Here is a 22,523-nt window from a genome sequence, read left to right on the forward strand (position 1 = left end):
TCATCAAGCACCACCTCAAGCGGCTGCAATACCGACCCGGCCTGCTCGACGCCATCATCGCCCAGACCGAACTGATCCTCGAACCCGAACCACCGTAACCCGAGAAGCCAGCCTTTCAACCTCTGTAACTTAAGGATATTGATATGGTCAAGCTCCCAAAATCTCTGATTTTGACGCTCATGGCAGTCGGAACTGTACTTATCTTAATCTCCGTCTGTCTTGAATTGGGCTATCTTGACCTTCTGCAGAGTCATCCTATTCTTGTGAATCTACTTTCAGGAGCTATCGGCTTCTGTTGGGTATCGGTATTTGTGGCGACGGCGATAAATTGGTACGCGTCCCGCCATCGGCGTGAAGATATAGCAAGAGGCCTTAAGGAGATTAGACTTATTTTTTTTGAAGCCGAAATGGATCTAACGAGACGTGCTGAGGCGGCTTGGTCAATGTCTCGTAGCGCCGGAGAGGATCTTGGCTTCGATACGCCGGGGTCGATGTCGCCCGAAAATGAATACTATGTCATCACCGCAATTAAAGAAGCAATTCCCGATCTCCTGCGGCGAAGTGGACTGCAATCGGATGTTTTAGTTACGGAGAGATATGGCAGGATCCTGGATAAGCTGGATACCGCATTTCCGGCACCCGCGTCTGAGATACAACCCACATATAGAGAGTTAAATAACTTTTTCACAGAATTAAGAAATCTTCTTCGTGAAATTGAGCGCTCTCCAGGCTGAAGAATCGCCCCCTTGGTGGCTTCGCCAGCCATCCGACAAAGCCACCAAGGGGGGATACGGGGGCGCTCTGGGTGGCATCAGAAATGGCGATCCGCCCGCAGGCGGCATGCTGCCATCTGAGACCACTCTGATGCGAACATACGGCGTCGCCCGCCAACAGTGCCCCCTTGTTGTTCCAGCTGCTGAAACAACTCGGAAGGTCAAGCCGTGGAGCGTTGCGGAAGCGCGGCAGTTCCTGGAGAACGCGCGAAATGACGGGGACCCGCTTTACGCGGCATACGTGCTCATCCTGGTTCTCGGTCTCCGAAAGGGTGAAGTGCTCGGGTTGGCGTGGGACCTCGTCGATATGGACGCTGGCGAGCTTTTCGTCAGTGAACAGCTTCAAAGAGTCAGTGGACGGCTACTTCGCCGTACGGTCAAAACCGAGGCTTCAGAGGCGGGGCTCCCGCTTCCAGAGATCTGCCTGGCTGCGCTCAAACTCCGCAAATCCGAGCAAGACGACGAACGCGACAAGCCTGGTACGAAGTGGGAAGAGACCGGGTTGGTCTTCACGACCCGTAACGGCAGACCGGTAGAGCCTCGCAATTTCAACCGATCATTTGACGGCCGGATCGGGCGCGCGGACGTACGGCGGATCACCGTGCATGGAACACGGGGAACCTGCGCGACGCTGCTGGCGGCTCTCGATGTCCACCCCCGGGTGGCCATGCGGATTCTCCGGCATAGCCGCATAGCTGTGACCATGGAGGTCTACACCGACGCGACGGACGAGGCGACAGCCGAGGCGCTACGTCGGCTCGGGAGCACGCTGGCAGTCTGAGCCTTCAGACCACGACCGGCGGACCCTACTGCTGTACTTCTCGGCTGTACGGGACGCAAATAGCCCCCCTGTAACGATCACAGGGGGGCTTTGACCTGGGTGGAGCTATGGGGATTTGAACCCCAGACCCCTTCGATGCGAACGAAGTGCGCTACCGGACTGCGCTATAGCCCCTGGAACTCGTTTAGATTAGCAAACTTCCTGGGGTGTTCGCGCCATCTGGGTCAGTCGCCGACCGCGCGGCGGTGGTCGGCGTACTGATCGAAGACCTGGACTCGGCGGCGGGCCTCGATCTCGATGATCTCGGCTTCGCGGGCGGCTTCCTCCAGGCGGCGGCGGAGTTCGCGGGCGTGGCGGGCGCGGGCGGCCTGGGCTCTGGCGGCCAGTTCGCGCTGCTCCGCGTCGATGCGTACGGCGACTCGAAGCACGGCGAGGTAGCCGATCAGGACCGCGGCGGAGGGAGCGACGCCCCACCAGGGGACGATCTGCACCGCCGCTGTCACCACGGACGCCAGGAACAGCAGGACGCTCCAGAGCAGACGCCGGCGGCGGCGCGCGGTGATGCGGGCACGGCGCCGCCACTCGGCACGGCGGCCGTCAGCGGGCGCGACCGGCTCGTTCCCGGGGCCCGAAGCCGTAACCGAGGTGCCGGAACCAGCCTGACCCGGCGAACCGGGCAGGCCCGCGGAGCCTGCGCGACTCCTCGACCCGGACAGACCCGAGGAACCTTCGGCCGAGTCACTCGGCTCCATCGCGAGCGATGACTCCGAAACGGATGGCTCGTTCGGCGCGTCAGAGTTCTGTGGCTCGTGTGACGTCGGGAGCGGCTCGGTGAGGGTGTCGCCTTCGACCGTGAACTTCTCGTCGTCCACGTACACGTAACGGTCGCGGCGGAGCCACATGGGGACGAGGACGCCCAGCCACATCGCCACGATTGCAAGGTAAAGGAGGACGCTGCTCATGCGATCCTCCTTCTCTGGGCTGCCTGGAGACATCTGGGGACTGGTCGCCGCGCAGATGTGCTCACGTCACGCACCGTAAGACGGCGTGTCACTGATTGACGAGCATTCGGTGCGGTGTGTCGCGAGATCGTCAAAGCTGTTCATGTAAATCGGCGCAACAAGCGGTAGCTAGGACGCGTTCACTGGGCTTCGGTCCGGCGCGTGGCCGAGGCGTCCCGGGTGCGGCGCCACTGCACGAGCAGGCCGCGGGGAGCGTCCTCCACCGTCAAGGCGTAACAGATATGGTCACGCCAGGCGCCGTCGATATGGAGCTGGCGGCGGCGGATGCCTTCCTCGCGGAAGCCGAGCTTTTCGACCACTCGGCGGCTGGCGTGGTTCTCGGGGCGGATGTTCGCCTCCAGGCGGTGCAGGCCGGTGGTGAAGAAGCAGTGGTCGACGGCCAGGGCGAGCGCGGTGGGAATGATGCCGCGGCCCGCGACGGCCCCGTCGACCCAGTACCCGACCTGCGCGGAGCGAGCAGACCCCCAGACGATCGCGCCGACCGTCAGCTGCCCGACGAACGCACCGTTGTACGTAACCACCCAGGGCAGCGCGAGCCCCTGGCGCGCTTCGCGCTTGAGGGTTCCGACCATCGAGACGTACGGCCCGAGACCGGTGCGGAACAGCGGCGTTTCCGGGTTGCTCGGTTCCCATGGACGCAGCCAGTCGGCGTTACGCAGCCGCGTATCCCGCCACGCGCGCACGTCGCGCAGCCGGAGCGGACGGAGCCCCACGGGCCCCTCCGCCAGGGTCGCGGGCCAGCCGCGCAATCGATCCACGAGTCAATCATCCCCGGAAGAGGGCGTGTCCGCCACGACGGGTGTGCGGAAGAGCACACGGTCAGCAGGTGTGCATGGCGGGAGGGCGTTGGATTTGGCCGCTGTCATCGCTTGTGCCCGGTCAGATCAGCCACGGTGATCACCGCCGCGGATCTGGTCGACGGCGTGGGCGAGGATGGGGGCGAGCACGGCCATACCGTCACGCACCCCTCCGGTCGAGCCGGGCAGATTGACGACGAGCGTGGTGCCCGCCTGCCCGGCAAGCCCCCGCGACAGGATCGACGTGGGGACTTTTTCCCGATTTATCTGGCGTACGGCTTCCGCGATGCCGGGGATCTCCCGATCGATGACGCGGCGGGTCATCTCGGGGGTGAGGTCGGTGGGGGTGAGACCGGTGCCGCCGGTGGTCACGATGACGTCGAAGCCGTCGGCGAGGCCCGCGCGCAACGCGACCTCGACGGGCTCACCGTCGGGGACCACGCGGGGGCCGTCGACCTCGCATCCGGCCGATGTGAGCAATTCGGCCAGGAGCACACCGGATTTATCCGGGTAAATCCCCGCAGCCGCGCGGTTGGAGGCTGTGATCACCAGGGCGCGTACCGGGCTCATGGCCGGGTCCAGACGCCGGTCTTGCCGCCGGTCTTCTCCTCAACGCGTACGTCGGTGATGACGGCGGCCGGATCCACGGCCTTGATCATGTCGATGAGACCGAGGGCGGCCACGGACACCGCCGTCAAAGCCTCCATTTCAACACCCGTCTTGTCCACCGTCTTCACCCGTGCGGTGATCTCGACCCCACTGTCGACGATCGTGAGCTCCACCTTCACTCCGTGCAGCGCGATGGGATGGCAGAGCGGCACCAGATCAGGAGTCCGCTTCGCGCCCATGATCCCGGCGATTCGCGCCACGCCGAGCGCGTCCCCTTTGGGCACATCGCCGGATCGCAGTACGGCTACCGCCTCCGCGGAAAGCAGGACACGCCCGGACGCGGTAGCCGTACGGGCGGAAACCGGCTTTTCCGACACATCGACCATACGGGCCGCGCCGGATTCGTCGAGATGGCTGAGGTTCACAGGGGGATCACTTCCACGGTGGCGCCCTCGGCGAGAACGGTCACGTCCTCGGGCACGATCACGAGCGCGTTCGCCGACGCCAGGGCGGCGAGTTGATGGGAACCCTGGCCGTGCACCGGAGCCACGGTGCCACCGGTCAGGATCGCGCGCAGGAATGACCGCCGCCCGGGCGGCGAATGCAACGGCGCCGTGGTCGTCGCCCTCACTGTCTCGGGCAATGTCGCGGGCAGACCCTGCATTTGCCGCAATGCCGGCCGGACGAACAGGACAAACGACACGAACGCTGAGACCGGGTTGCCGGGCAGGGTGAAGATCGGCACGTTGTCGTCGCCGACCAGGCCGAATCCCTGCGGCATCCCGGGCTGCATGGCGACCTTCTCGAACACGACCCGGCCCAGCGGGGCGAGCGCCTCCTTGACCGGTTCGTATGCCCCCATCGAGACCCCGCCGCTCGTGATCACGGCATCCGCGCGCAGGAGCTGCGCGTCAAGGATGTCGAGGAACCTGTTGGGATCATCGGTGACGGCTCCGGCCCGGAAGCCCTCGGCGCCCGCTTCGCGGACCGCGGCGGCCAGCATGAAACTGTTGGACTCCCAGATCTGGCCAGGGCCGAGCGGCGTGCCCGGTTCGGCCAGTTCCGCGCCGGTGGAGAGCACGACCACGCGCGGCTGCGGCCGGACCCGGACGCGGCGGCGGCCCACCCCGGCCAGGATGCCCAGCTGAGCGGCGCCGATCCGGGTGCCCTCGCGCAGCACCACGTCTCCGGCCCGGACATCCTCCCCGATCAAGCGGATGGCGTTGCCGGGCTGAACCTGCTTGTGGATGGTGACCTGGGTGCGACCGGCGTCGGTCCACTCGACGGGAACGACGGCGTCCGCCCCCGCCGGCACCGGCGCCCCCGTCATGATCCGCGCGACCATTCCGGACCCGATCGCCCGGAGCGCGCCGTCTCCGGCCGCCACATCTTCGGTCACCGACAGACTGACAGGGACATTTACGACATCCCCGGCACGCACCGCATAGCCATCCATGGCCGAGTTGTCGAACGGCGGCAGCGATACCGGAGCCGTCACATCCTCGGCCAGAACGGTGCCCAGCGCCCGCTCAAGATCGACCTCAAGCGGGGCCAGGGGGCGCACCGTACCCAGGATGTCGGCGAGATGCCGCTCGACCGGCTTCATGTCGCTAGGACTGGACCTCATCTAGGAATTGTCGCAGCCACGGCAGGAACTCGGGCGCGAGATCCTCACGGTGAGCAGCGAATTGAACGACAGTCTGGAGGTATTCGAGCTTGTTGCCCGTGTCGTACCGCCGGCCGCGGAAGAGCACGCCGTGGACGGGGCCGCCTTCGTGGGTGCCGCGTTCGGCGAGCGTGCGCAACGCGTCGGTGAGCTGGATCTCGCCGCCACGCCCCGGCGGGGTCTTCTCCAGCACCTCGAAAACCGCTGGGTCGATCACATAACGCCCGACGATGGCCCAGTTGGACGGCGCCTCCGCAGGGGCGGGCTTCTCGACCAGATCCGTGACGCGGACGACGTCGTCCTCATCCGTCTCGACGATCGCCGCGCAGCCGTACATCGAGACCTGCTCGTGCGGAACCTCCATCAGCCCGATCACGCTTCCGCCATACGTCTGGCGGACCTCGATCATGCGACGGAGCAGCGGATCGGCCGGGTCGATCAGGTCGTCGCCGAGCAGGCAGGCGAACGGTTCGTCGCCGACATGCTGCTTGGCGCACAGAACGGCGTGGCCGAGGCCCTTAGGCTGGCCTTGACGCATGTAGTGCATAGTGGCGAGATCGACCGGCTCCTGAATCTGGGACAGGCGTGCCTCGTCGCCCTTGGCCCGGAGCGCGCCCTCCAGCTCGTAGGCCACATCGAAATGGTCCTCGATCGACCGTTTGTTGCGCGCGGTGATCATCAGCACGTCGAGCAGTCCGGCGGAGACCGCCTCCTCAACGACATACTGAATGGCCGGCTTGTCGACGATCGGCAGCATCTCCTTCGGTGTCGCCTTGGTGGCGGGGAGGAACCGCGTGCCAAGACCGGCGACGGGGATCACGGCTTTCGTCACGGAATCGAAGTCAGCACCCATGATTGGAACCCTAGTGGAGGCGTCTTTGGACAAGCTGAAGCTCCGGCGTGAAATTCTGCGTGAACGTTCTCGCATTGACGAGAATTCGCGCCGTGATCGCGCACGGGCCATCAGGGAGACTCTGCTCGACCAGCCGTGGGTGCAGATGGCCGGACTGGTCGCCGCATACTGGTCGATCGGTGCCGAGCCCTCGACGCATGGCCTCATCTTCGCCCTGTGGAAGCATGGGACGACCGTCATCCTGCCTGTTCTGCGCCCCGACGGCGATTTGGACTGGGCGGTGTACGACGGGCCTGATTCACTCGCTCCGGGCCCGTTCGGAATCATGGAGCCGGTGGACACCCGGCGTGGAGTGGACACGATCCGCACCGCGGCGCTGGTGATCGTTCCGGCGCTGGCCGTCGACCGGTCGACGGGCACCCGGCTGGGCCGGGGCGGCGGATCGTACGACCGGGCGCTGGCGCGGGTGGGCCCGAACGTGCCGACGGTGGCGCTGCTGCACGAGGGAGAACTGATCGACGGCGTTCCGGCTGAACCGCACGATCGCCCCGTTCGGTACGCGGCACTACCATCGGGACTCTTTGTGACAGGTGTGACAGAATTGTCATAAAACGAGGAAGGGGACCGGGTGCGGCTGGAGCTTGACGGCTGGCTTCTCGTGTCCGCGGTGATCGTGATAGCGGCAATCGCATCCGTCCGCATCGCCCATCGCACCGGGCTGCCCTCACTGCTCATATATCTCGGTCTGGGCCTGCTGCTCGGCGAATCCGGGCTCGGTGAGATCCACTTCGAGGACGCCATCCTCGCCAAGCAGCTGGGGTTGATCGCGCTGGCGGTCATCCTGGCCGAAGGTGGCCTGACGACGAACTGGGAACATGTTCGCAAGGCCGTGCCGCCCGCGTTGGTGCTCGCCACGGTCGGGGTGGGGATCAGCATCGTGGTGCTGGCCGCCGCCGTGCACGGGCTCCTCGACATGGACTGGCGTTCCGCGCTGCTTCTCGGCGCGATCCTGGCATCGACCGACGCGGCGGCGGTCTTCTCGGTCCTGCGCAGGCTGCCGCTGCCACCCCGGCTCGCGGGCATCCTGGAAGCGGAATCGGGTTTCAACGACGCCCCAACCGTGATCATCGTGATCCTGCTGAGCCAGGTCAATGTCCCGGATCCATCCGTGTGGAACGTTCTCGTCACGTCGGTCGTCGAACTCGCCATCGGCGCCGCGGTCGGCCTGGCCGTCGGTCCCGCCGCGGCATACCTGCTGCGCCGCGTCGCCCTGCCGGCGTCCGGCCTGTATCCCATCGCGGTGATGGCGATCGCGTTCCTCGCATACAGCGGGGCCGCGGTCGCGCACGGCAGCGGCTTCCTCGCCGTATACGTCGCCACGCTGATCATCGGCAACAGCCGCCTCCCCCACCGCTCGGCCACCCGCGGCTTCGCCGAAGGCGCCGCCTGGCTCGCCCAGATCGGCCTCTTCGTCATGCTCGGCATGCTCGCCAGCCCCTCCGAACTTCCCTCTGCCGTGATTCCCGGCCTGGTGGCCGGCCTTGCTCTGGTCCTGCTCGCCCGCCCGCTCTCGGTGATCGGCTCCACCGCCCTGGTACGGCTTGGGCGGATCGGCCGGGTGACCTGGCGGGAGCAGATCTTCCTGTCCTGGGCGGGGTTGCGCGGCGCGGTCCCGATCGTGCTCGCAACCATCCCCTGGGCGGCCAGCGGCCACGCGGGCATGTTCAACGTGGTCTTCGTCATCGTGATCATCTTCACGCTGGTGCAAGGCCCGACCCTTCCCTTCCTGGCCCGCCTGCTCGGCCTGTCAGCCGAGGGCGAGGCTCGCGACCTGGACGTCGAGTCGGCCCCCCTGGAGGAACTCAACGCCGACCTCCTGCAGGTCAGGATCCCGCCCGGCTCGAAAATGCATGGCGTCGAAATCTTCGAGCTCCGCCTGCCGTCAGACACCGCGGTGACCATGATCGTCCGCGACGGCCGCTCCTTCGTCCCCGCCGAGACCACCCGCCTGCGCTCGGAGGACCAGCTCCTGGTCGTGACCACCGCGGCCCAGCGCGACCTCGTCGAAAGGCGCCTGCGCGCGGTCAGCCGAAGAGGCAAACTCGCAGGCTGGTACGGCGAAAGCGGGGACTAAACACCCGTCAAGTTCTGTTTCAACGTCTCAGTGGCTATCATTTAGCAGTCGCACCGGTCGAGTGCCAATTCACGAGGAGGAGCGCGGTGCCCACCTACCAGTACGCCTGCACCAGTTGTGGTGAGCAGCTCGAGGTCGTCCAGAAGTTCACGGACGACGCCCTCACCGAATGCCCGGCGTGCCAGGGCTCGCTCCGCAAGGTCTTCAACGCTGTGGGGATCGTCTTCAAGGGATCGGGCTTCTACCGCACAGACAACCGGTCTTCGAGCTCCTCCGCCGCTACATCGGCACCAGCCAAGAGCGACTCTACCCCGGCCAAGACGGAGACCAAACCAGCCTCCAGCACGTCGTCCACGACCACCACCACTTCCTCCTCAACGTCGGCCGCCTGAGCCCTTGTCCACAGGGTGGCGGTTATCCACAGGACGAAGCTTGGCCTGGGACGAGGACGGCTGGATTCGCTAGGGTCGGCGACATGGTCAATCGCGTGGACATCGGGGTCATTGGCGGTTCGGGGTTCTACTCCCTTCTCGACGATGCCGAGGAGGTTGACGTCTCGACGCCCTACGGGCCGCCCAGTGACAAGGTGACGCTGGGGAAGATCGGGGGTCGCGGGGTCGCGTTCGTTCCTCGACATGGGCGTGACCATGCGTATCCGCCGCACCGGATTCCCTATCGGGCGAACCTGTGGGCCTTACGGTCACTCGGGGTCCGGCAGGTGATCGCTCCCAGCGCCGTCGGGTCGTTGAAGGCCGAACTCGGGCCGGGCACGTTGGTGGTTCCCGACCAGCTGGTTGATCGCACGACGGGGCGGGTGCAGACCTTTTACGACGCCGGTGGCGCTTTGCATGTGTCCTTCGCCGATCCGTACTGTCCTGATGGGCGGACGGCAGCGGTGGAGACGGCGCGCTCCGCCGGTTGGGAAACGGTGGACGGCGGCACGCTGGTGGTGATCGAGGGGCCTCGGTTCTCTACGCGGGCCGAGTCCCGATGGTTCTCCAGTGCGGGGTGGTCGATCATCGGAATGACCGGGCATCCGGAGGCCGTTCTCGCTCGGGAACTGGCTCTCTGCTACACAACCATGGCATTGGTGACTGATCACGACGCCGGGGTTGAGGCGGGCGAAGGCGTCACCCATGACGAGGTGCTCGCGTTCTTCGCTTCCAATATTGAGCGAATGCGGTCGCTGGTCGCGGACGTGGTGCAGGCCTTGCCAGAAGAACGCGAATGCACCTGCGGCAACGCCCTAGACGGCATCAAGCTACCTTTCGAACTCCCGTAACCGCTTCAGCCTTCCTGTAGCTCGTCCTTCTGAGCCATTCGTCGTTTGACGGGTTCCGCGCTGCCTCCTGTCAGGGTCGTGCCATGCCTTTGAAATGAGGCCTGGTGGCGCTGCTCTGGGCAGGTTGCGACGTTCGCGTTCAGCGTGGGCTCGATTCGTGTTCCAGCGGAAACGGCGCTGGCGGGGGCGGGCGGAGCCCGAGGTGAAACAAAGGGTTGAGTGGGTGGGATCCCTCCCGTTACAAACACCGTCGGCGCCCGTTCGGGGCCATCCATCTGGCTCCTCCGTCTGGGTCTATCCATCGGAGCTCACACCCTCGTGCCGAGGCCGCCCGCGTTGGTGGCTCATTTCCCAAACTCGGAGTTCAACCATGCGTGCTGTGACCAGGTTTTTGGGACGGCGGCGCCGTCTGCTGGCCGCGATTCTCGCCGGGTGTTCGGTCGCGTGTGCCCTCCTGGCTGTGGGCGGGTCGAAGGGAGTCGATGTCCTTGTCGCCGCGCGAGACTTGCCCGGCGGTCGGCTCTCCCCAGCCGATATCGCCGTGATGCGGTTCCCTTCCTCAATGCTCCCGGATGGGGTGCTGCGGCCTGGTGCCTCATTCGCTGGGCGGGTTCTCACCGGACCGATACGCCGGGGAGAGCCGCTGACCGACGTGCGGTTACTGGGACGGGGCCTTCTGGCCGGCCAAAGTGATGGACTGGTGGCGACGCCCGTCCGGATCGCTGACGCCGACGCCGCACAACTGGTGTCCCCGGGTGACGTCATCGACGTCCTGGCGGCTTCCGCCGGACCTTTATTCCCATCACCTGGGGGCACCGAAGCCGAGGAGGCAATCCCCGACGGCATGGTGAGCGACAACGGTGAGATCGAGACCAGCGGGGATGGGCAGTCAAGTGGCGAAAATGGCGAGGTCGACAGTGCGGCGGTTGAGAATACGGTGCTCGCAGCCGAGGTTGACCGCGGGAGACCCGCAGGCCTGAAGGTCGTCACCACTGGAACCGGAAATGGCGTGATTGAAGGAGGCGGCCCAGTGGTCAGCCGGGTCACCGTCCTGGCCGGGACCGCTGCCAGTGATCGATCCGAAGGCGCGCTCCTGGTTCTAGCGACGACTTCCTGGCAGGCCGCCCTGCTGGCTTACGCGCAATCTCATGGTCAGCTCTCCATAGCCATCCACCCTCGATAACCTGTGGGGCGTCAACACGGACTCGAGAGGCGATCATGAGTGGGTTCAAAAAGTTCCTCCTGCGCGGCAACGTCATCGAGCTGGCTGTCGCGGTGGTCATCGGTGCCGCGTTCACGTCCATCGTCAACTCGTTCGTGAAGGACCTCCTGACGCCAGCCATCTCCGCCATAGCCGGGAAACCCGATTTCGGAAGTCTTACGCTGCAGATCGGGAACACCACGATCAGCTACGGGAACTTCCTCAACGCCCTGGTGTCGTTCCTCATCGTGGCCACAGTCGTCTACTTCTTCCTCGTCAAGCCGTACGAGCTACTTATGGCACGGTTCGGACCAACCGGCAAGGAGACCCGAGACTGCCCAGAATGCCTGACCGAGGTTCCGAAGGCGGCCAGCCGTTGCAGCGCCTGCACAGCCCAGCTCACACCCGTGTCGTAGCACGCGATGCAGCCAAATCCTGGGCGGAACGCAGGGCGATAGCCATACAGACCTGTTGTTGAAATCCCGTGGCCGATCCCCGACCCTCTGGTCGGGGCGTCGGTGGGCGTGGCACGGGCGGCAGACCAAGAACGTCTCAGTGATCGAAGCCTGTTAGAGGAGAGAGCCGACCTTCGGGTCGTACTCCCAGTGCCAGGGTTCGAAGGGGCTGACGTAAGCCCAATCCGGATGGATCCACCCGAAGCGCTTGCCGTTCTGCTCCAGCCAGACGAACTCGGTGGACTTGTACACCCGGATCGGACCACAGAAGTCGACAGCGAGCCCCAGCCCGTGGTTGCTCCGCCCCGGGATGGCGGCCAGCCCAGGCCGCTGGTAGTAGACGATCTGCTGATCGCGCAGGCTCCGATAGCTGTCAACCACGCAGAGCGGCTGGCCGAAGCGCTTCTTGTACGCGATATTCAAATCAGCGAAGGCGATCGCCGCATCAGCCCGCAGCTCCTCACCTTTGAACGGCAACGGACAGAGCATGTTCCTCGGCAGCAGCCCATTGGCATACTGATCAGCCTGAACCACCCGAGTAGGGTCACACGCTCCCCCACCCCGCTTCACGCCCAGCTTCGCCAACGCCGTCGTCAGCGACTTCACCGTCTGCTGTGACTGCTTCCGCAACGTGTCGATCTCGAAGCCGAGCTGCGCCTCCTGAAGCAGCTTGGTGGCTCGTAATTCCTGCGACTCCGCCGCAAGCCGCTCCCGCTCCTCGAACAACTTGCCCGCGTCGTCCACCACCTGGTTCCGACCCGTGGCGAGCTGGTTGAAGTCACTCATCGTCCGCAACGCGTTCTGCCCATTGGTACTCACGAGCAGCGGGCCCATCCCCCCAGAAGACGGATCCTGGTAGATGTACTCGACCAGATCAGAGAGCGGACGCCGGATCAGCGCGAGCTCCGCGTCAGCGGTTCGCAACTGCGTCAGCTTGCCTTCCAGCTGACGCACCGAGGTGTCGAACTCCTTCTGGCGTGCGACCAGAGCCTTGGTCGCCTGCTCGATCCCCTTGGTCGCCTTCTCCGCCTCACGCCGCAGTTCGGTCAGCGTGGCAGGATCCGCCGCTACGGTCTCCACACTCGACGACATGACCAAGCTTGCGATCGGCACCTTCGGAGGCTCAGCACGAGCCTCGGCCGCCACAAGCGAAGTCAGCACCATGACGACCACGATCAGACCCGCTGATCGAGGAGCTGGCACGATCGACTCCTCCATTTGCGAACTCGTGACCCCGGTCAGGCACGCACGTTACTACAGCCCGGTGAGTGTTCGGGCCCGAGTCTCCAGAGCCGTTACATACCAATCTCTGCTCTTTTTCCCGATATCCCCTAGGCGGGCCGCTGAGCAGCTTCCAGACAAAGCTCCCACAACCACGTGTCCGACCACTCCGCCGGACACGTCGGGGCCGCCTCCGGCGAAGCCGTACGAGCAGGCCTGGCCTCTCTCCGCTGCATCGGCGCGGCCTGCAACGGCATCGGCCGCGCCTCCGCGGTCGCCCCCCGCGGCCCAGGCACCTCCCCCTCATAAACCCGCTCCGGCCGCGCCGGCGCCGGCACCCTGACCGGCCCCATCACCTGAGGCTCGTCCACCCGCTCCACCGACACCGAGAATGCCCCGTGACCCGCCTTAACCCCATAGTCCGTGAGCTCAGCCACCAACAACCCCACAGCCAACACCGCAGGCGCCAACACCGCCACCACCAGCGCAGCAGGCCGCAACCGACCGCGCCCACCCACCCGCATCCCCCGCCGTCCAGTCACGAACAGCGACCGTAACCACCACACCCATCCCCCAGCCGCCCCCTTGCCAGCCCTTTACCGCAGGTCAGAGCACTGATGACCCACACTCCCAGCCGACGCGCATATCGTGGCGCACACCACCCCGCACTTTCGCTAGGCTTACCCTGCAGATCCCGCTCCCGTAGCTCAGGGGATAGAGCACAGGTTTCCTAAACCTGGTGTCGTAGGTTCGATTCCTACCGGGGGCACCACACAGATGGGCAACTCCCCAGTGGTCCCCAGTCCAGGTTCATCTCGCCGGTTCCTGATCGTTTCTTGAGCGGCTTGCTGAACTTCCGGCAGCGATTCACCGGCGATGGTGATCAGACAGGTGGCCGTGCCCGTGTCCTTGTCATAAACGACCCGCAGCCGGAACGCCTCAAACAAACGTCGCAGGATCGGCTCGGGGAGCTCGGTCAGGTCGGGCGTCCCGATCGGGAGCAACTCCAGCAGTTCCGGGCTTTGACGCACCGGCTCGGCCAGGTGCAGTCTGCGCAACTCCGCATTCTTCTCCTCCAACTGCGCAGCCAGCTGGCCCGCACGCACCTGAATGTCGCGCACCAGTTCGCTGGTGGGATCGTCGGTCAGTTCCAGACTGCGCACCAGCCGGGTGCGGCGGATCTGGATGTCCTGGATGCCGCCGGTCAAGGCGGCCAGCCGCGCCTGGCGGTCGGTTTCGTCTTGAAGCTGCACCGTGTCCAGCGCGGTGCTCAGATAGCCGACGCGGGAGGGGTGGAAGATATTGCGCGTGAAGAAGCCATTGATCCCCGCCAGCAGGTGGTCCTCGCGTACGTAGACGGTGGGCGGGTGTCCCTCGGGGCGGTACCCGCGTCCGGGGATGCAGGCGTAGTAGGCGTGGCCTTTGCGGGTCTTGCCGAACATCCGCCGCTGGCATCGCGCGCAGAAGATATAGGAGCGCAACGGGTAGGAGCGGCCGGGTCTCGGGCCCGCGCTGCCAGCTGCGGTGCCGGCGCGTGAGCGTTCTCGCTCGGCCGCCACCTTCTGGGCGGCCAGGAAGGTGTCTTTGCCGATCAGGGGTTCGTGGCTGGGGCGGCTGGACCAGACCCATTCGGCGGGCGGGTTGTGCCTGCCCGAGCCGGTCTTGCTGGCCCGCCGGTTCCACACCATGTAGCCGGTGTACTTGGGGTTGATCAGGATCTCCCGCACCGCGCTGACCGACCAGCGGCCCAGCGCGCGGGCCGGGTCGACGGGTTGAGGCGGCGGATACCGATCCAGATCGGCATTGAGCCGGTCGGCGATCTGGACATAGGCCAGCCGTTCCCCGGCACGCCAGTAGAAGATCTGGGTGACCACCGGAGCGCGTACCGGGTCGGGGGCCAGGCGGTGTTTGGTGGCTCCCTCGGCGCGTCTGGCCGGGACCGGATGGGGGATCTTGTCGGGCTGGTAGCCGTAGGGCGGCTTGCCGACGTTGAAGCCCTGCTCGGTGTGGGTCTCGAACCCGGCCCAGGATTTCTCCAGCAGCTCCAGCACGTACCATTCGGCCACGCCCTGCTTGACCCGGCGGGTCAGGATCTGGGTGGAGTGCTTGCCGCCGGGCAGGATCGGCTCGTCGGCGGCGAACAGCACGACGCCGAGTTGTTCCAGCTGGTTTTCGATCTGGGTGCCGACGTAGGTGCGGCGGGCGACCCGGTCGATGGACTCGCAGATCACCGCGTCGAAGCGGCGGTCGGGGCGGGCGGCCTCGGCGATGAGGTCGGCGATGCCGCCGTCGCGCGGGATCGGGATGGCGAAGCGTTCGTGGCCGCGGCCCCGCCCGCGGGCGGCGAGGTTCTTGCGGCCGCTTTCGACGTCGTAGAAATGCGCGACGATGATCGCCTGCGGCGGGAGCGCGGCGCGGCTGTTGGCCAGCTGGCGGGGCAGCGACAGGGTGGGGTCCTGCAGGTCTTCGGTGGAGGTGCGTCCCAGGAAGGCGCACAGCAGCGGGCCCGACAGCGGGGAGGCGCTGCCCGGCCTGCGGATGGTCAGGCGGGCGGCGGACAGTCCCCGGGTTCCGGTGGTGATGTCATCCAGCGGGAAGGGGGGTGGGCTTGCCACCATGCCAGCACCTCCGTGATCGCGTGCGCCTGCTGGCGGTCGATCCGCCCGGCCAGCTCACCCCGCGCCACGACCAGCTGGATGATCACCCGGAGTGCGGCACCGGTCGAACCGTCCCGTGCCGGGCGGCCGGCCGGGCCGGCCGCCGGGGAAGCGGCGGCGGGTCCCGGGCCGCCGTCAGGGCCGTCACCGGTACGCGGCGCAGGATCCGCCCGGTGCGTTTTCCGGTCGGCGGCCCGGGACGCCTCCGATGGACGCTCTACTCGGGGCCCGTCGTCAAGTCGCATCCTGCGCACTCCGCCTCTCTCGGCGTCGCCTTGCTGCCTGCCGGTCATGGTGAGCGGTGGCGCTCTGACTGGTCGAAGATCGCCGGTGTGAGCGCGGCGAGCTGGTGGAGGGCGGCCACCGCCTGCTGGGGAACCACGCCGTTGCCCAGGGCGCGCATGTGAGCGGTGCGGGGCAGGTCGATGCCGGTGACCCAGCCGCCGGGCAATCCCATCATCCATTCGACGAACACGGCGCTCAGCCGGGGCTGGCGCCGGGTTCCCCGCTCGATGGGCGGTGGCGCCGGCCGTCCGAGCACGTCCTCCCACCGGCGGACGGCGTGTTCGTAGACTCCCCAATCCGTGTCACGATTCCTGGCAGGGTCGGGTGGCCCTTGGAGTCGGTGTGCCGGGCCGATCCCTTGGTCCCATCCGACGCCTTCGGCGTGGGCAACAGCATCGCCGACAACGGGGGACTGAATCCCTGCCCCGCTCGTCGGCCGACCGTGCCTGTGTCGCTCGCCCGGGGGGTGGGCAACAGCTTGATCGCGACAGCCAGCGGCATCGCCCGTCTCGGGTACTGCCGCCGCCGGCGATTCAGCCACGACTGCGGTGACTCCCCGTCGCTGGGATTGCGCGCCGCCGGGGTCGGGAGCAGGTCCGCACCGATCGGACCGCCTCCAACCCTCGGAGCGGTGGGCAAGGATGAAGATCCGCTCCCTGCGGTGCGGGGCTCCGACGTCGGATGCGCGTAGGCATGTCCACCCCGCGTCGTACCCGAGCGCGGCCAGGTCGCCGAGTACGAGGCCGAGTCCCCGGCTGCGCAGGGCGGGAACGTTTCTCCAGCACGACAAGTCTGGGTCGTAGCAGGCGAACGGCGTCGGCGACGGCGAACCACACTCCACTACGCGTCTCCTTGCTGATCCCGGCTCCTCGGCCGGCGTAGCTGATGTCCTGGCAGGGAAACCCGGCGGTGATCACATCCACCGCCGGCACGCTCTCCCACTCGGCAGTGGTGATGTCGCCGGGGTTGGGCACGCCCGCCAGGCGGGCGTCGAGAATCCGGGCCACGTGGCGGTCGTTGTCGGCGCACCAGAGCGTGCGGCCGCCCAGCACGGCCGCGACCGCCAAGTCCAGGCCGCCGTAACCGGTGCACAAGGATCCGATCCGCAGCTCGGTGTCGGGCGTCGTCACGGCCGGTCGGCCAGTCGGCTCGGTCACGGTCCAGCCCGCGCGACCGGAGTGGGAATCTTCGTGGGGCCCGCCGCACGCCTGGGCCGTGCCGCGGCCGGCCGCAGCGTTCATGAGACTTCCTTGTGTGAGAGCGGGCATCGGAAAACCAGGAGATCCTCGTGGGCCAGGAGGTGGAGCGGAGTCCCGGCCGTGCGTGCCTTACGAACCTCGACCATCTGGAAAAAGGAAGCGCGCGCGATCAGGCGGCTGTCACGGATCCCGCACAGCAGCGCGACCAGCCGCTGCACCGGCTCCAGACCAGCCTCCTGAGCGGCGGCCCAGATCTGCTGCGGGAAATCGACCAGACGGCCGCGGCGGCGGAAGGAGCGAGTGGTGATCGCGACGATCCCGCCCGGGCGCAGCAGCGGACGGCAGCCCTGCAGAATCTGGGTGAAACCCTCGACGAGCTCGTCCAGGTCGCGATGGGCCAGGTTGGCCCGGTCGTGGCTGTAGCGGTTGTCCCACTTGGCTACACCCGGCTGTCCGGAGTCGCGGGTCGGACGGACCTGCCCGTGCAGCGACGCGCCGTACGGGGGCGAGGTGAGCAGCAGCGCCACCCGGCCGAGCAGACCCTCATCTCCCGCCACGGCGGGCAGGTCACGGGAGTCGCCGCAGATCACCCGGCCGGTGCCGGTGGCGCCGTGTCCGGCGGCGTGGGCGAGATTGGCGCGGGCCAGGTCCGCCCAGCGCGGCTCGTATTCCACCCCCACCGCGTTCCGTCCGGAGTACACGGCCTCCATCAAGGTGGTGCCGATCCCGCACATCGGGTCCAGCACCAGGTCGCCGGGCTGGGTGAAGGTGGTGATCGCGCGGGCGGCGATCGCGGGCAGCATCTTGGCCGGATGCGCCACCGACTCGGCCAGGTATCGGCCCTGTCGCTGGAGCTGGGCGGGCTGCTGGGCGCAGTCCCACACCGACAGCGGCAGTCCCTCCTCACGCATCGGCGACCTCCGGCATGGCGAAGACCCAGACCTGGGCGTGGCCGACCAACGCGCCGTCGACGGGATCGCTGTGCACCGTGAGGCGAGCGCCGACCTGGCGCAGCCGCAGGATCCGAGCGACCGGCGCCACGATCTCGCCGCTCACCCTCGACGGGACCGAGGTGGCCTGGCACGGCGTGATGATCGCCACTCGTCCTCCGCCGCACAGTGCCGTGCGCAGGAAGCCGAGGACTATCGCCAGGTCCGGCCGCCGGCCGCCGGGTGGCACGTCCGCGAGGGTGAGGACCGCGAGTGCGGGTGCCGCCTGCCCGGACAACGCCAGGTGACCATCGGCTGCCGCCATCGCGACGCCGATCTCCACCGGCCAGCGCGGGGTGCGCCGCGAAACGGTCGCCGCGTAGGCCGTGAGTCCCTCCAGGTGACACCCATCGGGGATGAACCCGATCGCGCGCCGCCCGGCAGCGGCGGCCTCGCCTAGGGCGTCGATGCCGTCGCAGACCGCGCCTCCGATCCCCGCGGGCAGGAGCATCACGACGCTCTCGCCATCGCCGGTGCAGGTCTCCACCAGCGTGCGCATCAGCGTCAGGGTGATCGACCGGCCGGGGGCCGGGCAGCCGAAGCGCGCCCGGTGCGTCCAGGCGCGCCTGACGCCACACGGCCACACCGCCAACCCAGCGGCGGGCGGGATCCCGGCGGTTCCCGGACCCGGTTCCGCGTATTCTCCGCGCGTATTCGAGTGATCCATGGGCGCTGGGCTCCGCGCCGCCGTACACCACTGACACCAACAAAAACCGATTCACGGCGCCAACGGGGACAAGGACCTGCTTGTAGTCTCACGGTTCTGTTCTTGCGATATCGCAGGCATCATCGCAGCAGCTCGCAGTACTCCTCGCAAGATCGAATGCGCATGCGCGAATACACGACTGCGAGGATCGCAATTCCCCTGCCCCTGCGGAGTCCGGCTCGCATTCAGTTCGCAGTAAATGCGCACTCTTTTGTGCGCGGAAAATGCGAGACCGGCTTGAGTGAATGAGTCTCCCATCTGCGGCGAATTCAACGGGAGCCTCACATGACTACCGCACACCCGGCCCGCGGCATCCGGTCGGCCTCGGCGCTGGATCACCTCCAAACCGCCTTCACCCTGCTGGTCACCGGACCTCGCCCACTCGCGGTCGACACCCGCCCGCTGGAGGGCTTGCCCAACCGCCGGGTCCCCCTGGACGAGCTCGGCGTGATCCTGCTCGCCCGGACCACGCCCCTGCAGACGCGTGATCGGATCTGGCGCCACCTGCTGGCCCGGGTCCGGACCGGCCGACCGGAGTGGGTGGTCGGCGCCGCCGGCCTGGCCTTGCCCGGACTGCGCGCCATCGCCGGGCGAGTCGCCCTCGACTTCCGCGGCGATACCGCCGACCTGGACAGTGAGATCCTCACCGGGTTCCTCCACGCGCTGCGCGCCGCAGACCCCGACCGGCCGGCCCTGGCCCAGCGGCTGCTGTGGTCGGCCTACCGCGCGGGGATCAAAGCCCGCCACAGCGCCGAAGGGCTGCTGCCCTGCCCGCCGCCGCCCGGCTCTCAAGCTCCGCCCCGCCCGTGGGGCCACCCCGATCTCGTCCTCACCGACGCCGTCGCCCGCGGCGTGCTGACGTTGCTGGAGGCGCGGATCATCGGCTGCACGCGCCTGGAGAACACGTCGCTGGCCGAGGCCGCCGAGGGGTTGAACATGAGCTATGAGGGGGTCCGCAAGGTCCGCCAGCGCGCCGAGCCTCGTCTGGTCCGAGCCATTCTTCGCGGCGACTTCAGCGACACGGCAGGATCTCCCCAGGCCACGGGAGCATGACCCGGGGCGGTGGCCCGAATCGCCGAGAACGAGGCAATTCCTGATCGCCGCCGTGTCAGTTGGCCATCGAAGCGCCTGGCGCTACAGGCTCACCGTCACTCCGACGCTCGGCCTGACGGACTCGGCGCGCCGGTCATCTGCCGGGGGTGTGGGAGAAGTCGAGATGCCGCCCGCACGGCGGGCGGCATCTCGTTGGCATGGTCCCTGGGCGATCGGCCAGCAGAGGGGACGCGGCGGGCCGGACGGTTTTACCCGTGTAGGGATGAAGGATCACCGGCGTCATAGGCTCGGAGCAGTTCCGCGGCGATGCGTCCCCGTTCCCTGACAGGCAGGCCATGCTTCCTGGCCCAGGCGCGGATCTCGGCTGCCCGGGCTTGACTGCCCATGGCACGCGAGCCCCGATCTGTCCTACCTTTGACCGAGGCAGGAAGCTTGATCCTTCGGCCGACCATCAGGTACGGCTGCAGCGCTTGGCGTAACTTGCTGGCGTTGCTCTCGCAGAGATCAATTTCGTAGCTCACTCCGTCGAGCGCGAATCTGATCGTCTCGTCTGCGAGCCGACCGTCGAGGTCGTCGGTGCGTGTGGTCACGATCTTCTCCACTGCGGGCTCCCTTCTTGTTCTCTTACGCGGCGAAACCCGATAAATCGATCTCTGCCTCACAGGGGATCCATGTCCGGATTCGCGAGGAAGGCTTCCCGGGTCACGTCCTGAGGCTCGGCCAGGGACAGCGAGCTGCCGCGCGACATTGCCGTGGATGTGAGACGACCAGGCCCGTACCTAACGGGAGGTCTGCCGAAGCAGGCGCTTCACGAACGTTTGCAGCTCATCGATGATCGGATCCATTCGCCTGGCAGCGTCCCGCAACTCCTGTTGGTCCTCTGCGTTTATCGCCCGGGGGATCTGCCGCTGCAGATCCTCCAGACGTTGCACCAGATCCCTTTGAAGATCTTCCATTCTCGTTCCTCCCGAATCCAAGAACCGTGCGTACCTCGTTGTGGACACGCACTCGAACCTTGCGCTGGAGGCCATTGCATGAGGTGTGACAGCTGTCGCTGGAATTCGGGTCTGCTCGGACGGAAGAGGCACACGACTCGACACCCGAGCCTGGGCTGCGCCCGGGTGGGTTGCCTGGGAATCGATTTCTCATCTCAGAATCCAGGCTGGTCAGAGGGCATGTCACATCAGATGCAATGGGCCCCCGCCATGAAGGGAGACGTTAAAAGCGCATCGAAATCGCGATCAAGCCCCGAGATCACTTCGATTCGAGCCGGATCCACGAGGCGAAAAGATCTAGGTCGTGTTTCGCAACAGGCGAGACAGGCGGAGATGCGTCATGATAGGCCGATGACTATGAGTCAGAAGAGATGGTCAATACTCCTTTGGAGTCACTGGTAACGGAAGTCGACAATGACCCCATGCAAACTGCTATTTGCGACCTCGACAGCCCTGGTCGTCTTGGCCACCATGGGCTGTTCCTCCAGCGATCACGTGGCCCTGCCCGCCCGGCAGCCATCCGCCGAGCTTCCCCCTTCGGCAGTTCCGTCCCCTCCACCGTCGACCGCTGGCAGCGTACGAACTGCGATCGCGGAGGTGTACGCGAGTTATTGGCCCGCGAGCGCCATGGCGGCGACGTCCACTCCGGCCAAGGCCCGAGAGATACTGGCCCCCTTCGTCAGTGGCCGGTTTCTCGATGTTCAGGTGCAACGAATCGGCGAGTACCAAGCCAGGAACCAGGAGCCGTGGGGTCAGCCGGTTGTCCATGTCACCGACGTGACGCTGGGGCCGGGGTTCACCGCATCCCTGCATGACTGCATGGATGCATCTCGGGCCGGTCTAGCAGATGACGGCACACATCAGCTGATTCCGGAGACCCTCGGAAGCAGCGACACCCATATGGCCGCCGATCTGAAGCGCGGCCGTGATGGGCGCTGGCGAATCACCTCGATCGTACAACTGGATGCCCCATGCAATCCCGACTCCTTTTCCTCATGACTCCCGGGATTGTAGGCACGCTGGTTGTCCTGCCGGGACCAGGTGTCGCTGCCGCTGATCCTGGGCCGTCTTCCAGGGGTGACCGGGGGGCGGAGCGGTTCTCGTGGGGCTGGGGCGTGTGGGCGGAACACGAAGACAGGAAGCCGAGAGCCGGGGACAGGCCCGGTAACGGCGAGAGTCAGTGTGCCTGGCGTGCAGTGACCGATAATCCGCACCGGCCCCAGACCCCAGACGGATCCTGGTATCGCATCGAGTGCCCCGGTGGGCAGATCCGCTATGTCTGGGTTCCAGCCGAGGAGGCAGGCCCGGAGGTCACCGCCCAGGAGTTGATGCTGCGGGCGATGCGTGATCTACGGCTTCCGGTCCCCGCGGTCCGTACGGCCCCGCCCCGAGGTAGCGACGGGATGGTGGGGATCCCGCTGTGGTTCTGGATCCCGGAAAGCCAGTGGCGTCCGATTACCCGGCGGGTGCAGACGGGACCGACCTGGGCGCAGGTGACCGCGACTCCACGGCAGCTGGTGATCGAGCCGGGACACGGCCAGCGGGGTGTGCGATGCCAGGGTCCCGGCATGCCCTATAGGCCGTATCAAGGGTCGTTGCCGACCGGAAGCCCGCCTGGCTCGTGTTCCTACACCTTCACCCGTTCCTCGGCGGGGCTGCGGGGGGCGGCCTATCCGGTGCGGGCGTCGGTGGTGTGGGGCGCCGCCTGGCAGGGGTCGGGCGGCGCGGGGGCCGTGCTGGATGCTCAGGTGAGTACGACGACGTTCGACGTCCGGATCGCCGAGGGCCAGGCGTTGATCATGCAGTCCGCCTCGCAGCCCTCGCAGCAACGGTCGGGGGGATGAG

The 22,523-nt window shown here is 66.7% G+C and carries 25 protein-coding genes, 2 tRNA genes and 3 pseudogenes; 15 read left to right on the plus strand and 15 right to left on the minus strand.

The window, feature by feature from the left end; genetic code table 11:
* Positions 1 to 143 precede the first annotated feature (143 nt).
* Both ABGB08_RS41115 and ABGB08_RS41120 read left to right on the plus strand, forming a co-directional pair.
* Positions 144 to 734, plus strand: a complete 591-nt coding sequence (locus tag ABGB08_RS41115) for a hypothetical protein (protein WP_347602027.1) — start codon at positions 144 to 146, stop codon at positions 732 to 734.
* 106 nt (positions 735 to 840) lie between these two features.
* Positions 841 to 1,554 (plus strand): site-specific integrase, encoded by a 714-nt coding sequence (locus ABGB08_RS41120; RefSeq protein ID WP_347602029.1) that lies wholly within the window; start codon positions 841 to 843, stop codon positions 1,552 to 1,554.
* A gap of 100 nt (positions 1,555 to 1,654) precedes the next feature.
* Here the strand turns inward: ABGB08_RS41120 and ABGB08_RS41125 are convergent.
* The 7 genes from ABGB08_RS41125 to galU form a co-directional block, all read right to left on the minus strand.
* Positions 1,655 to 1,728: transfer RNA gene (locus ABGB08_RS41125), tRNA-Ala, on the minus strand.
* A 50-nt stretch (positions 1,729 to 1,778) separates the two neighbouring features.
* Positions 1,779 to 2,516 (minus strand): hypothetical protein, encoded by a 738-nt coding sequence (locus ABGB08_RS41130; RefSeq protein ID WP_347602031.1) that lies wholly within the window; start codon positions 2,514 to 2,516, stop codon positions 1,779 to 1,781.
* A 179-nt stretch (positions 2,517 to 2,695) separates the two neighbouring features.
* Positions 2,696 to 3,334 (minus strand): GNAT family protein, encoded by a 639-nt coding sequence (locus ABGB08_RS41135; protein ID WP_155350065.1) that lies wholly within the window; start codon positions 3,332 to 3,334, stop codon positions 2,696 to 2,698.
* A 126-nt stretch (positions 3,335 to 3,460) separates the two neighbouring features.
* The gene (locus tag ABGB08_RS41140; protein WP_155358712.1) at positions 3,461 to 3,943 is read right to left on the minus strand and encodes a MogA/MoaB family molybdenum cofactor biosynthesis protein; all 483 of its coding nucleotides are present in this window, start codon (positions 3,941 to 3,943) and stop codon (positions 3,461 to 3,463) included.
* On the minus strand, positions 3,940 to 4,407 hold the full coding sequence (gene moaC, locus ABGB08_RS41145) for a cyclic pyranopterin monophosphate synthase MoaC (RefSeq protein WP_155358713.1): 468 nt from the start codon (positions 4,405 to 4,407) through the stop codon (positions 3,940 to 3,942). The genes ABGB08_RS41140 and moaC overlap by 4 nt, the downstream gene beginning before the upstream one ends.
* Complete coding sequence (glp, locus tag ABGB08_RS41150; protein WP_347602147.1) at positions 4,404 to 5,588, minus strand: gephyrin-like molybdotransferase Glp; 1,185 nt, start codon at positions 5,586 to 5,588, stop codon at positions 4,404 to 4,406. Before glp ends, moaC begins: the two co-directional genes overlap by 4 nt.
* A 4-nt stretch (positions 5,589 to 5,592) precedes the next feature.
* Positions 5,593 to 6,501 carry a UTP--glucose-1-phosphate uridylyltransferase GalU gene (gene galU, locus ABGB08_RS41155; RefSeq protein WP_347602034.1) on the minus strand — a complete coding sequence of 303 codons (909 nt, stop codon included), beginning with the start codon at positions 6,499 to 6,501 and terminating at the stop codon, positions 5,593 to 5,595.
* A gap of 25 nt (positions 6,502 to 6,526) precedes the next feature.
* Here galU and ABGB08_RS41160 point away from each other — a divergent pair, with 25 nt between their 5' ends.
* From ABGB08_RS41160 to mscL, 7 genes and pseudogenes are all read left to right on the plus strand, one after another.
* Entirely contained in the window at positions 6,527 to 7,111 is a 585-nt protein-coding gene (locus tag ABGB08_RS41160; protein ID WP_347602036.1) for a 5-formyltetrahydrofolate cyclo-ligase, read from the plus strand.
* An 18-nt stretch (positions 7,112 to 7,129) separates the two neighbouring features.
* The gene (locus ABGB08_RS41165; protein WP_347602038.1) at positions 7,130 to 8,635 is read left to right on the plus strand and encodes a potassium/proton antiporter; all 1,506 of its coding nucleotides are present in this window, start codon (positions 7,130 to 7,132) and stop codon (positions 8,633 to 8,635) included.
* An 86-nt stretch (positions 8,636 to 8,721) separates the two neighbouring features.
* Positions 8,722 to 9,027 carry an FmdB family zinc ribbon protein gene (locus ABGB08_RS41170; RefSeq protein WP_155358716.1) on the plus strand — a complete coding sequence of 102 codons (306 nt, stop codon included), beginning with the start codon at positions 8,722 to 8,724 and terminating at the stop codon, positions 9,025 to 9,027.
* Between the two features lie 83 nt (positions 9,028 to 9,110).
* Positions 9,111 to 9,917, plus strand: a complete 807-nt coding sequence (locus ABGB08_RS41175) for an S-methyl-5'-thioadenosine phosphorylase (RefSeq protein WP_347602041.1) — start codon at positions 9,111 to 9,113, stop codon at positions 9,915 to 9,917.
* Between the two features lie 370 nt (positions 9,918 to 10,287).
* Positions 10,288 to 10,560: pseudogene (locus tag ABGB08_RS41180) on the plus strand (SAF domain-containing protein); the annotation flags it as partial.
* 57 nt (positions 10,561 to 10,617) lie between these two features.
* Positions 10,618 to 11,100: a hypothetical protein gene (locus tag ABGB08_RS41185; RefSeq protein ID WP_347602149.1), complete on the plus strand. Its 483-nt coding sequence runs from the start codon at positions 10,618 to 10,620 to the stop codon at positions 11,098 to 11,100.
* A 35-nt stretch (positions 11,101 to 11,135) separates the two neighbouring features.
* The gene (gene mscL / locus ABGB08_RS41190) at positions 11,136 to 11,534 is read left to right on the plus strand and encodes a large conductance mechanosensitive channel protein MscL (protein ID WP_347602043.1); all 399 of its coding nucleotides are present in this window, start codon (positions 11,136 to 11,138) and stop codon (positions 11,532 to 11,534) included.
* A gap of 153 nt (positions 11,535 to 11,687) precedes the next feature.
* Here the strand turns inward: mscL and ABGB08_RS41195 are convergent, their stop codons facing one another.
* Positions 11,688 to 12,791 carry a D-alanyl-D-alanine carboxypeptidase family protein gene (locus ABGB08_RS41195; RefSeq protein WP_347602045.1) on the minus strand — a complete coding sequence of 368 codons (1,104 nt, stop codon included), beginning with the start codon at positions 12,789 to 12,791 and terminating at the stop codon, positions 11,688 to 11,690.
* A 159-nt stretch (positions 12,792 to 12,950) separates the two neighbouring features.
* On the opposite strand from ABGB08_RS41195, the gene ABGB08_RS41200 reads away from it, so the two are divergent.
* The 3 genes from ABGB08_RS41200 (at position 12,951) to ABGB08_RS41210 (ending at position 14,332) form a co-directional block, all read left to right on the plus strand.
* A complete protein-coding gene (locus tag ABGB08_RS41200; protein WP_155358721.1) occupies positions 12,951 to 13,103 on the plus strand; it encodes a hypothetical protein in 153 nt (50 codons plus the stop codon).
* Between the two features lie 387 nt (positions 13,104 to 13,490).
* Positions 13,491 to 13,566, plus strand: a tRNA-Arg gene (locus ABGB08_RS41205).
* A gap of 64 nt (positions 13,567 to 13,630) precedes the next feature.
* The gene (locus tag ABGB08_RS41210) at positions 13,631 to 14,332 is read left to right on the plus strand and encodes a hypothetical protein (RefSeq protein ID WP_347602047.1); all 702 of its coding nucleotides are present in this window, start codon (positions 13,631 to 13,633) and stop codon (positions 14,330 to 14,332) included.
* A gap of 1,004 nt (positions 14,333 to 15,336) precedes the next feature.
* Here ABGB08_RS41210 and ABGB08_RS41215 read toward each other — a convergent pair.
* From ABGB08_RS41215 to ABGB08_RS41240, 6 genes and pseudogenes are all read right to left on the minus strand, one after another.
* Positions 15,337 to 15,696: a hypothetical protein gene (locus tag ABGB08_RS41215; RefSeq protein ID WP_347602049.1), complete on the minus strand. Its 360-nt coding sequence runs from the start codon at positions 15,694 to 15,696 to the stop codon at positions 15,337 to 15,339.
* Positions 15,697 to 15,740: 44 nt separating this feature from the next.
* Positions 15,741 to 15,992 (minus strand): hypothetical protein, encoded by a 252-nt coding sequence (locus ABGB08_RS41220; protein ID WP_347602151.1) that lies wholly within the window; start codon positions 15,990 to 15,992, stop codon positions 15,741 to 15,743.
* A 421-nt stretch (positions 15,993 to 16,413) separates the two neighbouring features.
* Positions 16,414 to 16,577, minus strand: a pseudogene (locus ABGB08_RS41225) (hypothetical protein); the annotation flags it as partial.
* Positions 16,573 to 17,004 (minus strand): annotated as a pseudogene (locus ABGB08_RS41230) (DNA cytosine methyltransferase); the annotation flags it as partial. The pseudogenes ABGB08_RS41230 and ABGB08_RS41225, both read right to left, overlap by 5 nt.
* Positions 16,974 to 17,846, minus strand: a complete 873-nt coding sequence (locus ABGB08_RS41235; RefSeq protein ID WP_347602051.1) for a DNA methyltransferase — start codon at positions 17,844 to 17,846, stop codon at positions 16,974 to 16,976. The gene ABGB08_RS41235 and the pseudogene ABGB08_RS41230, both read right to left, overlap by 31 nt.
* Positions 17,839 to 18,423 carry a hypothetical protein gene (locus ABGB08_RS41240; protein ID WP_347602053.1) on the minus strand — a complete coding sequence of 195 codons (585 nt, stop codon included), beginning with the start codon at positions 18,421 to 18,423 and terminating at the stop codon, positions 17,839 to 17,841. Before ABGB08_RS41240 ends, ABGB08_RS41235 begins: the two co-directional genes overlap by 8 nt.
* A gap of 492 nt (positions 18,424 to 18,915) precedes the next feature.
* Between ABGB08_RS41240 and ABGB08_RS41245 the strand changes: the two genes are divergently transcribed.
* Positions 18,916 to 19,683: a hypothetical protein gene (locus tag ABGB08_RS41245; RefSeq protein WP_347602055.1), complete on the plus strand. Its 768-nt coding sequence runs from the start codon at positions 18,916 to 18,918 to the stop codon at positions 19,681 to 19,683.
* A gap of 248 nt (positions 19,684 to 19,931) precedes the next feature.
* On the opposite strand, the gene ABGB08_RS41250 is transcribed toward ABGB08_RS41245, so the two are convergent.
* Positions 19,932 to 20,285, minus strand: a complete 354-nt coding sequence (locus ABGB08_RS41250; protein ID WP_347602057.1) for an Lsr2 family protein — start codon at positions 20,283 to 20,285, stop codon at positions 19,932 to 19,934.
* Positions 20,286 to 21,275: 990 nt separating this feature from the next.
* Here ABGB08_RS41250 and ABGB08_RS41255 point away from each other — a divergent pair.
* The gene (locus tag ABGB08_RS41255) at positions 21,276 to 21,677 is read left to right on the plus strand and encodes a hypothetical protein (RefSeq protein ID WP_347602059.1); all 402 of its coding nucleotides are present in this window, start codon (positions 21,276 to 21,278) and stop codon (positions 21,675 to 21,677) included.
* A 197-nt stretch (positions 21,678 to 21,874) separates the two neighbouring features.
* A complete protein-coding gene (locus ABGB08_RS41260) occupies positions 21,875 to 22,522 on the plus strand; it encodes a hypothetical protein (RefSeq protein WP_347602061.1) in 648 nt (215 codons plus the stop codon).
* Position 22,523: the final 1 nt, after the last annotated feature.

The organism is Acrocarpospora sp. B8E8, from assembly GCF_039871605.1.
GTDB classification, from domain to species: domain Bacteria; phylum Actinomycetota; class Actinomycetes; order Streptosporangiales; family Streptosporangiaceae; genus Acrocarpospora; species Acrocarpospora macrocephala.

Excerpts from the sequence above, each read along its gene's own strand:
- ABGB08_RS41240 (WP_347602053.1), bottom strand. The coding sequence starts at position 18,423 with ATGCGCACGCTGGTGGAGACCTGCACCGGCGATGGCGAGAGCGTCGTG.
- ABGB08_RS41235 (WP_347602051.1), bottom strand. The coding sequence starts at position 17,846 with ATGCGTGAGGAGGGACTGCCGCTGTCGGTGTGGGACTGCGCCCAGCAG.
- ABGB08_RS41130 (WP_347602031.1), bottom strand. The coding sequence starts at position 2,516 with ATGAGCAGCGTCCTCCTTTACCTTGCAATCGTGGCGATGTGGCTGGGC.
- ABGB08_RS41120 (WP_347602029.1), top strand. The coding sequence starts at position 841 with ATGCTGCCATCTGAGACCACTCTGATGCGAACATACGGCGTCGCCCGC.
- ABGB08_RS41140 (WP_155358712.1), bottom strand. The coding sequence starts at position 3,943 with ATGAGCCCGGTACGCGCCCTGGTGATCACAGCCTCCAACCGCGCGGCT.
- ABGB08_RS41175 (WP_347602041.1), top strand. The coding sequence starts at position 9,111 with ATGGTCAATCGCGTGGACATCGGGGTCATTGGCGGTTCGGGGTTCTAC.
- ABGB08_RS41215 (WP_347602049.1), bottom strand. The coding sequence starts at position 15,696 with ATGCGACTTGACGACGGGCCCCGAGTAGAGCGTCCATCGGAGGCGTCC.
- mscL (WP_347602043.1), top strand. The coding sequence starts at position 11,136 with ATGAGTGGGTTCAAAAAGTTCCTCCTGCGCGGCAACGTCATCGAGCTG.
- ABGB08_RS41245 (WP_347602055.1), top strand. The coding sequence starts at position 18,916 with ATGACTACCGCACACCCGGCCCGCGGCATCCGGTCGGCCTCGGCGCTG.
- glp (WP_347602147.1), bottom strand. The coding sequence starts at position 5,588 with ATGAAGCCGGTCGAGCGGCATCTCGCCGACATCCTGGGTACGGTGCGC.
- galU (WP_347602034.1), bottom strand. The coding sequence starts at position 6,501 with ATGGGTGCTGACTTCGATTCCGTGACGAAAGCCGTGATCCCCGTCGCC.
- ABGB08_RS41195 (WP_347602045.1), bottom strand. The coding sequence starts at position 12,791 with ATGGAGGAGTCGATCGTGCCAGCTCCTCGATCAGCGGGTCTGATCGTG.
- ABGB08_RS41115 (WP_347602027.1), top strand. The coding sequence starts at position 144 with ATGGTCAAGCTCCCAAAATCTCTGATTTTGACGCTCATGGCAGTCGGA.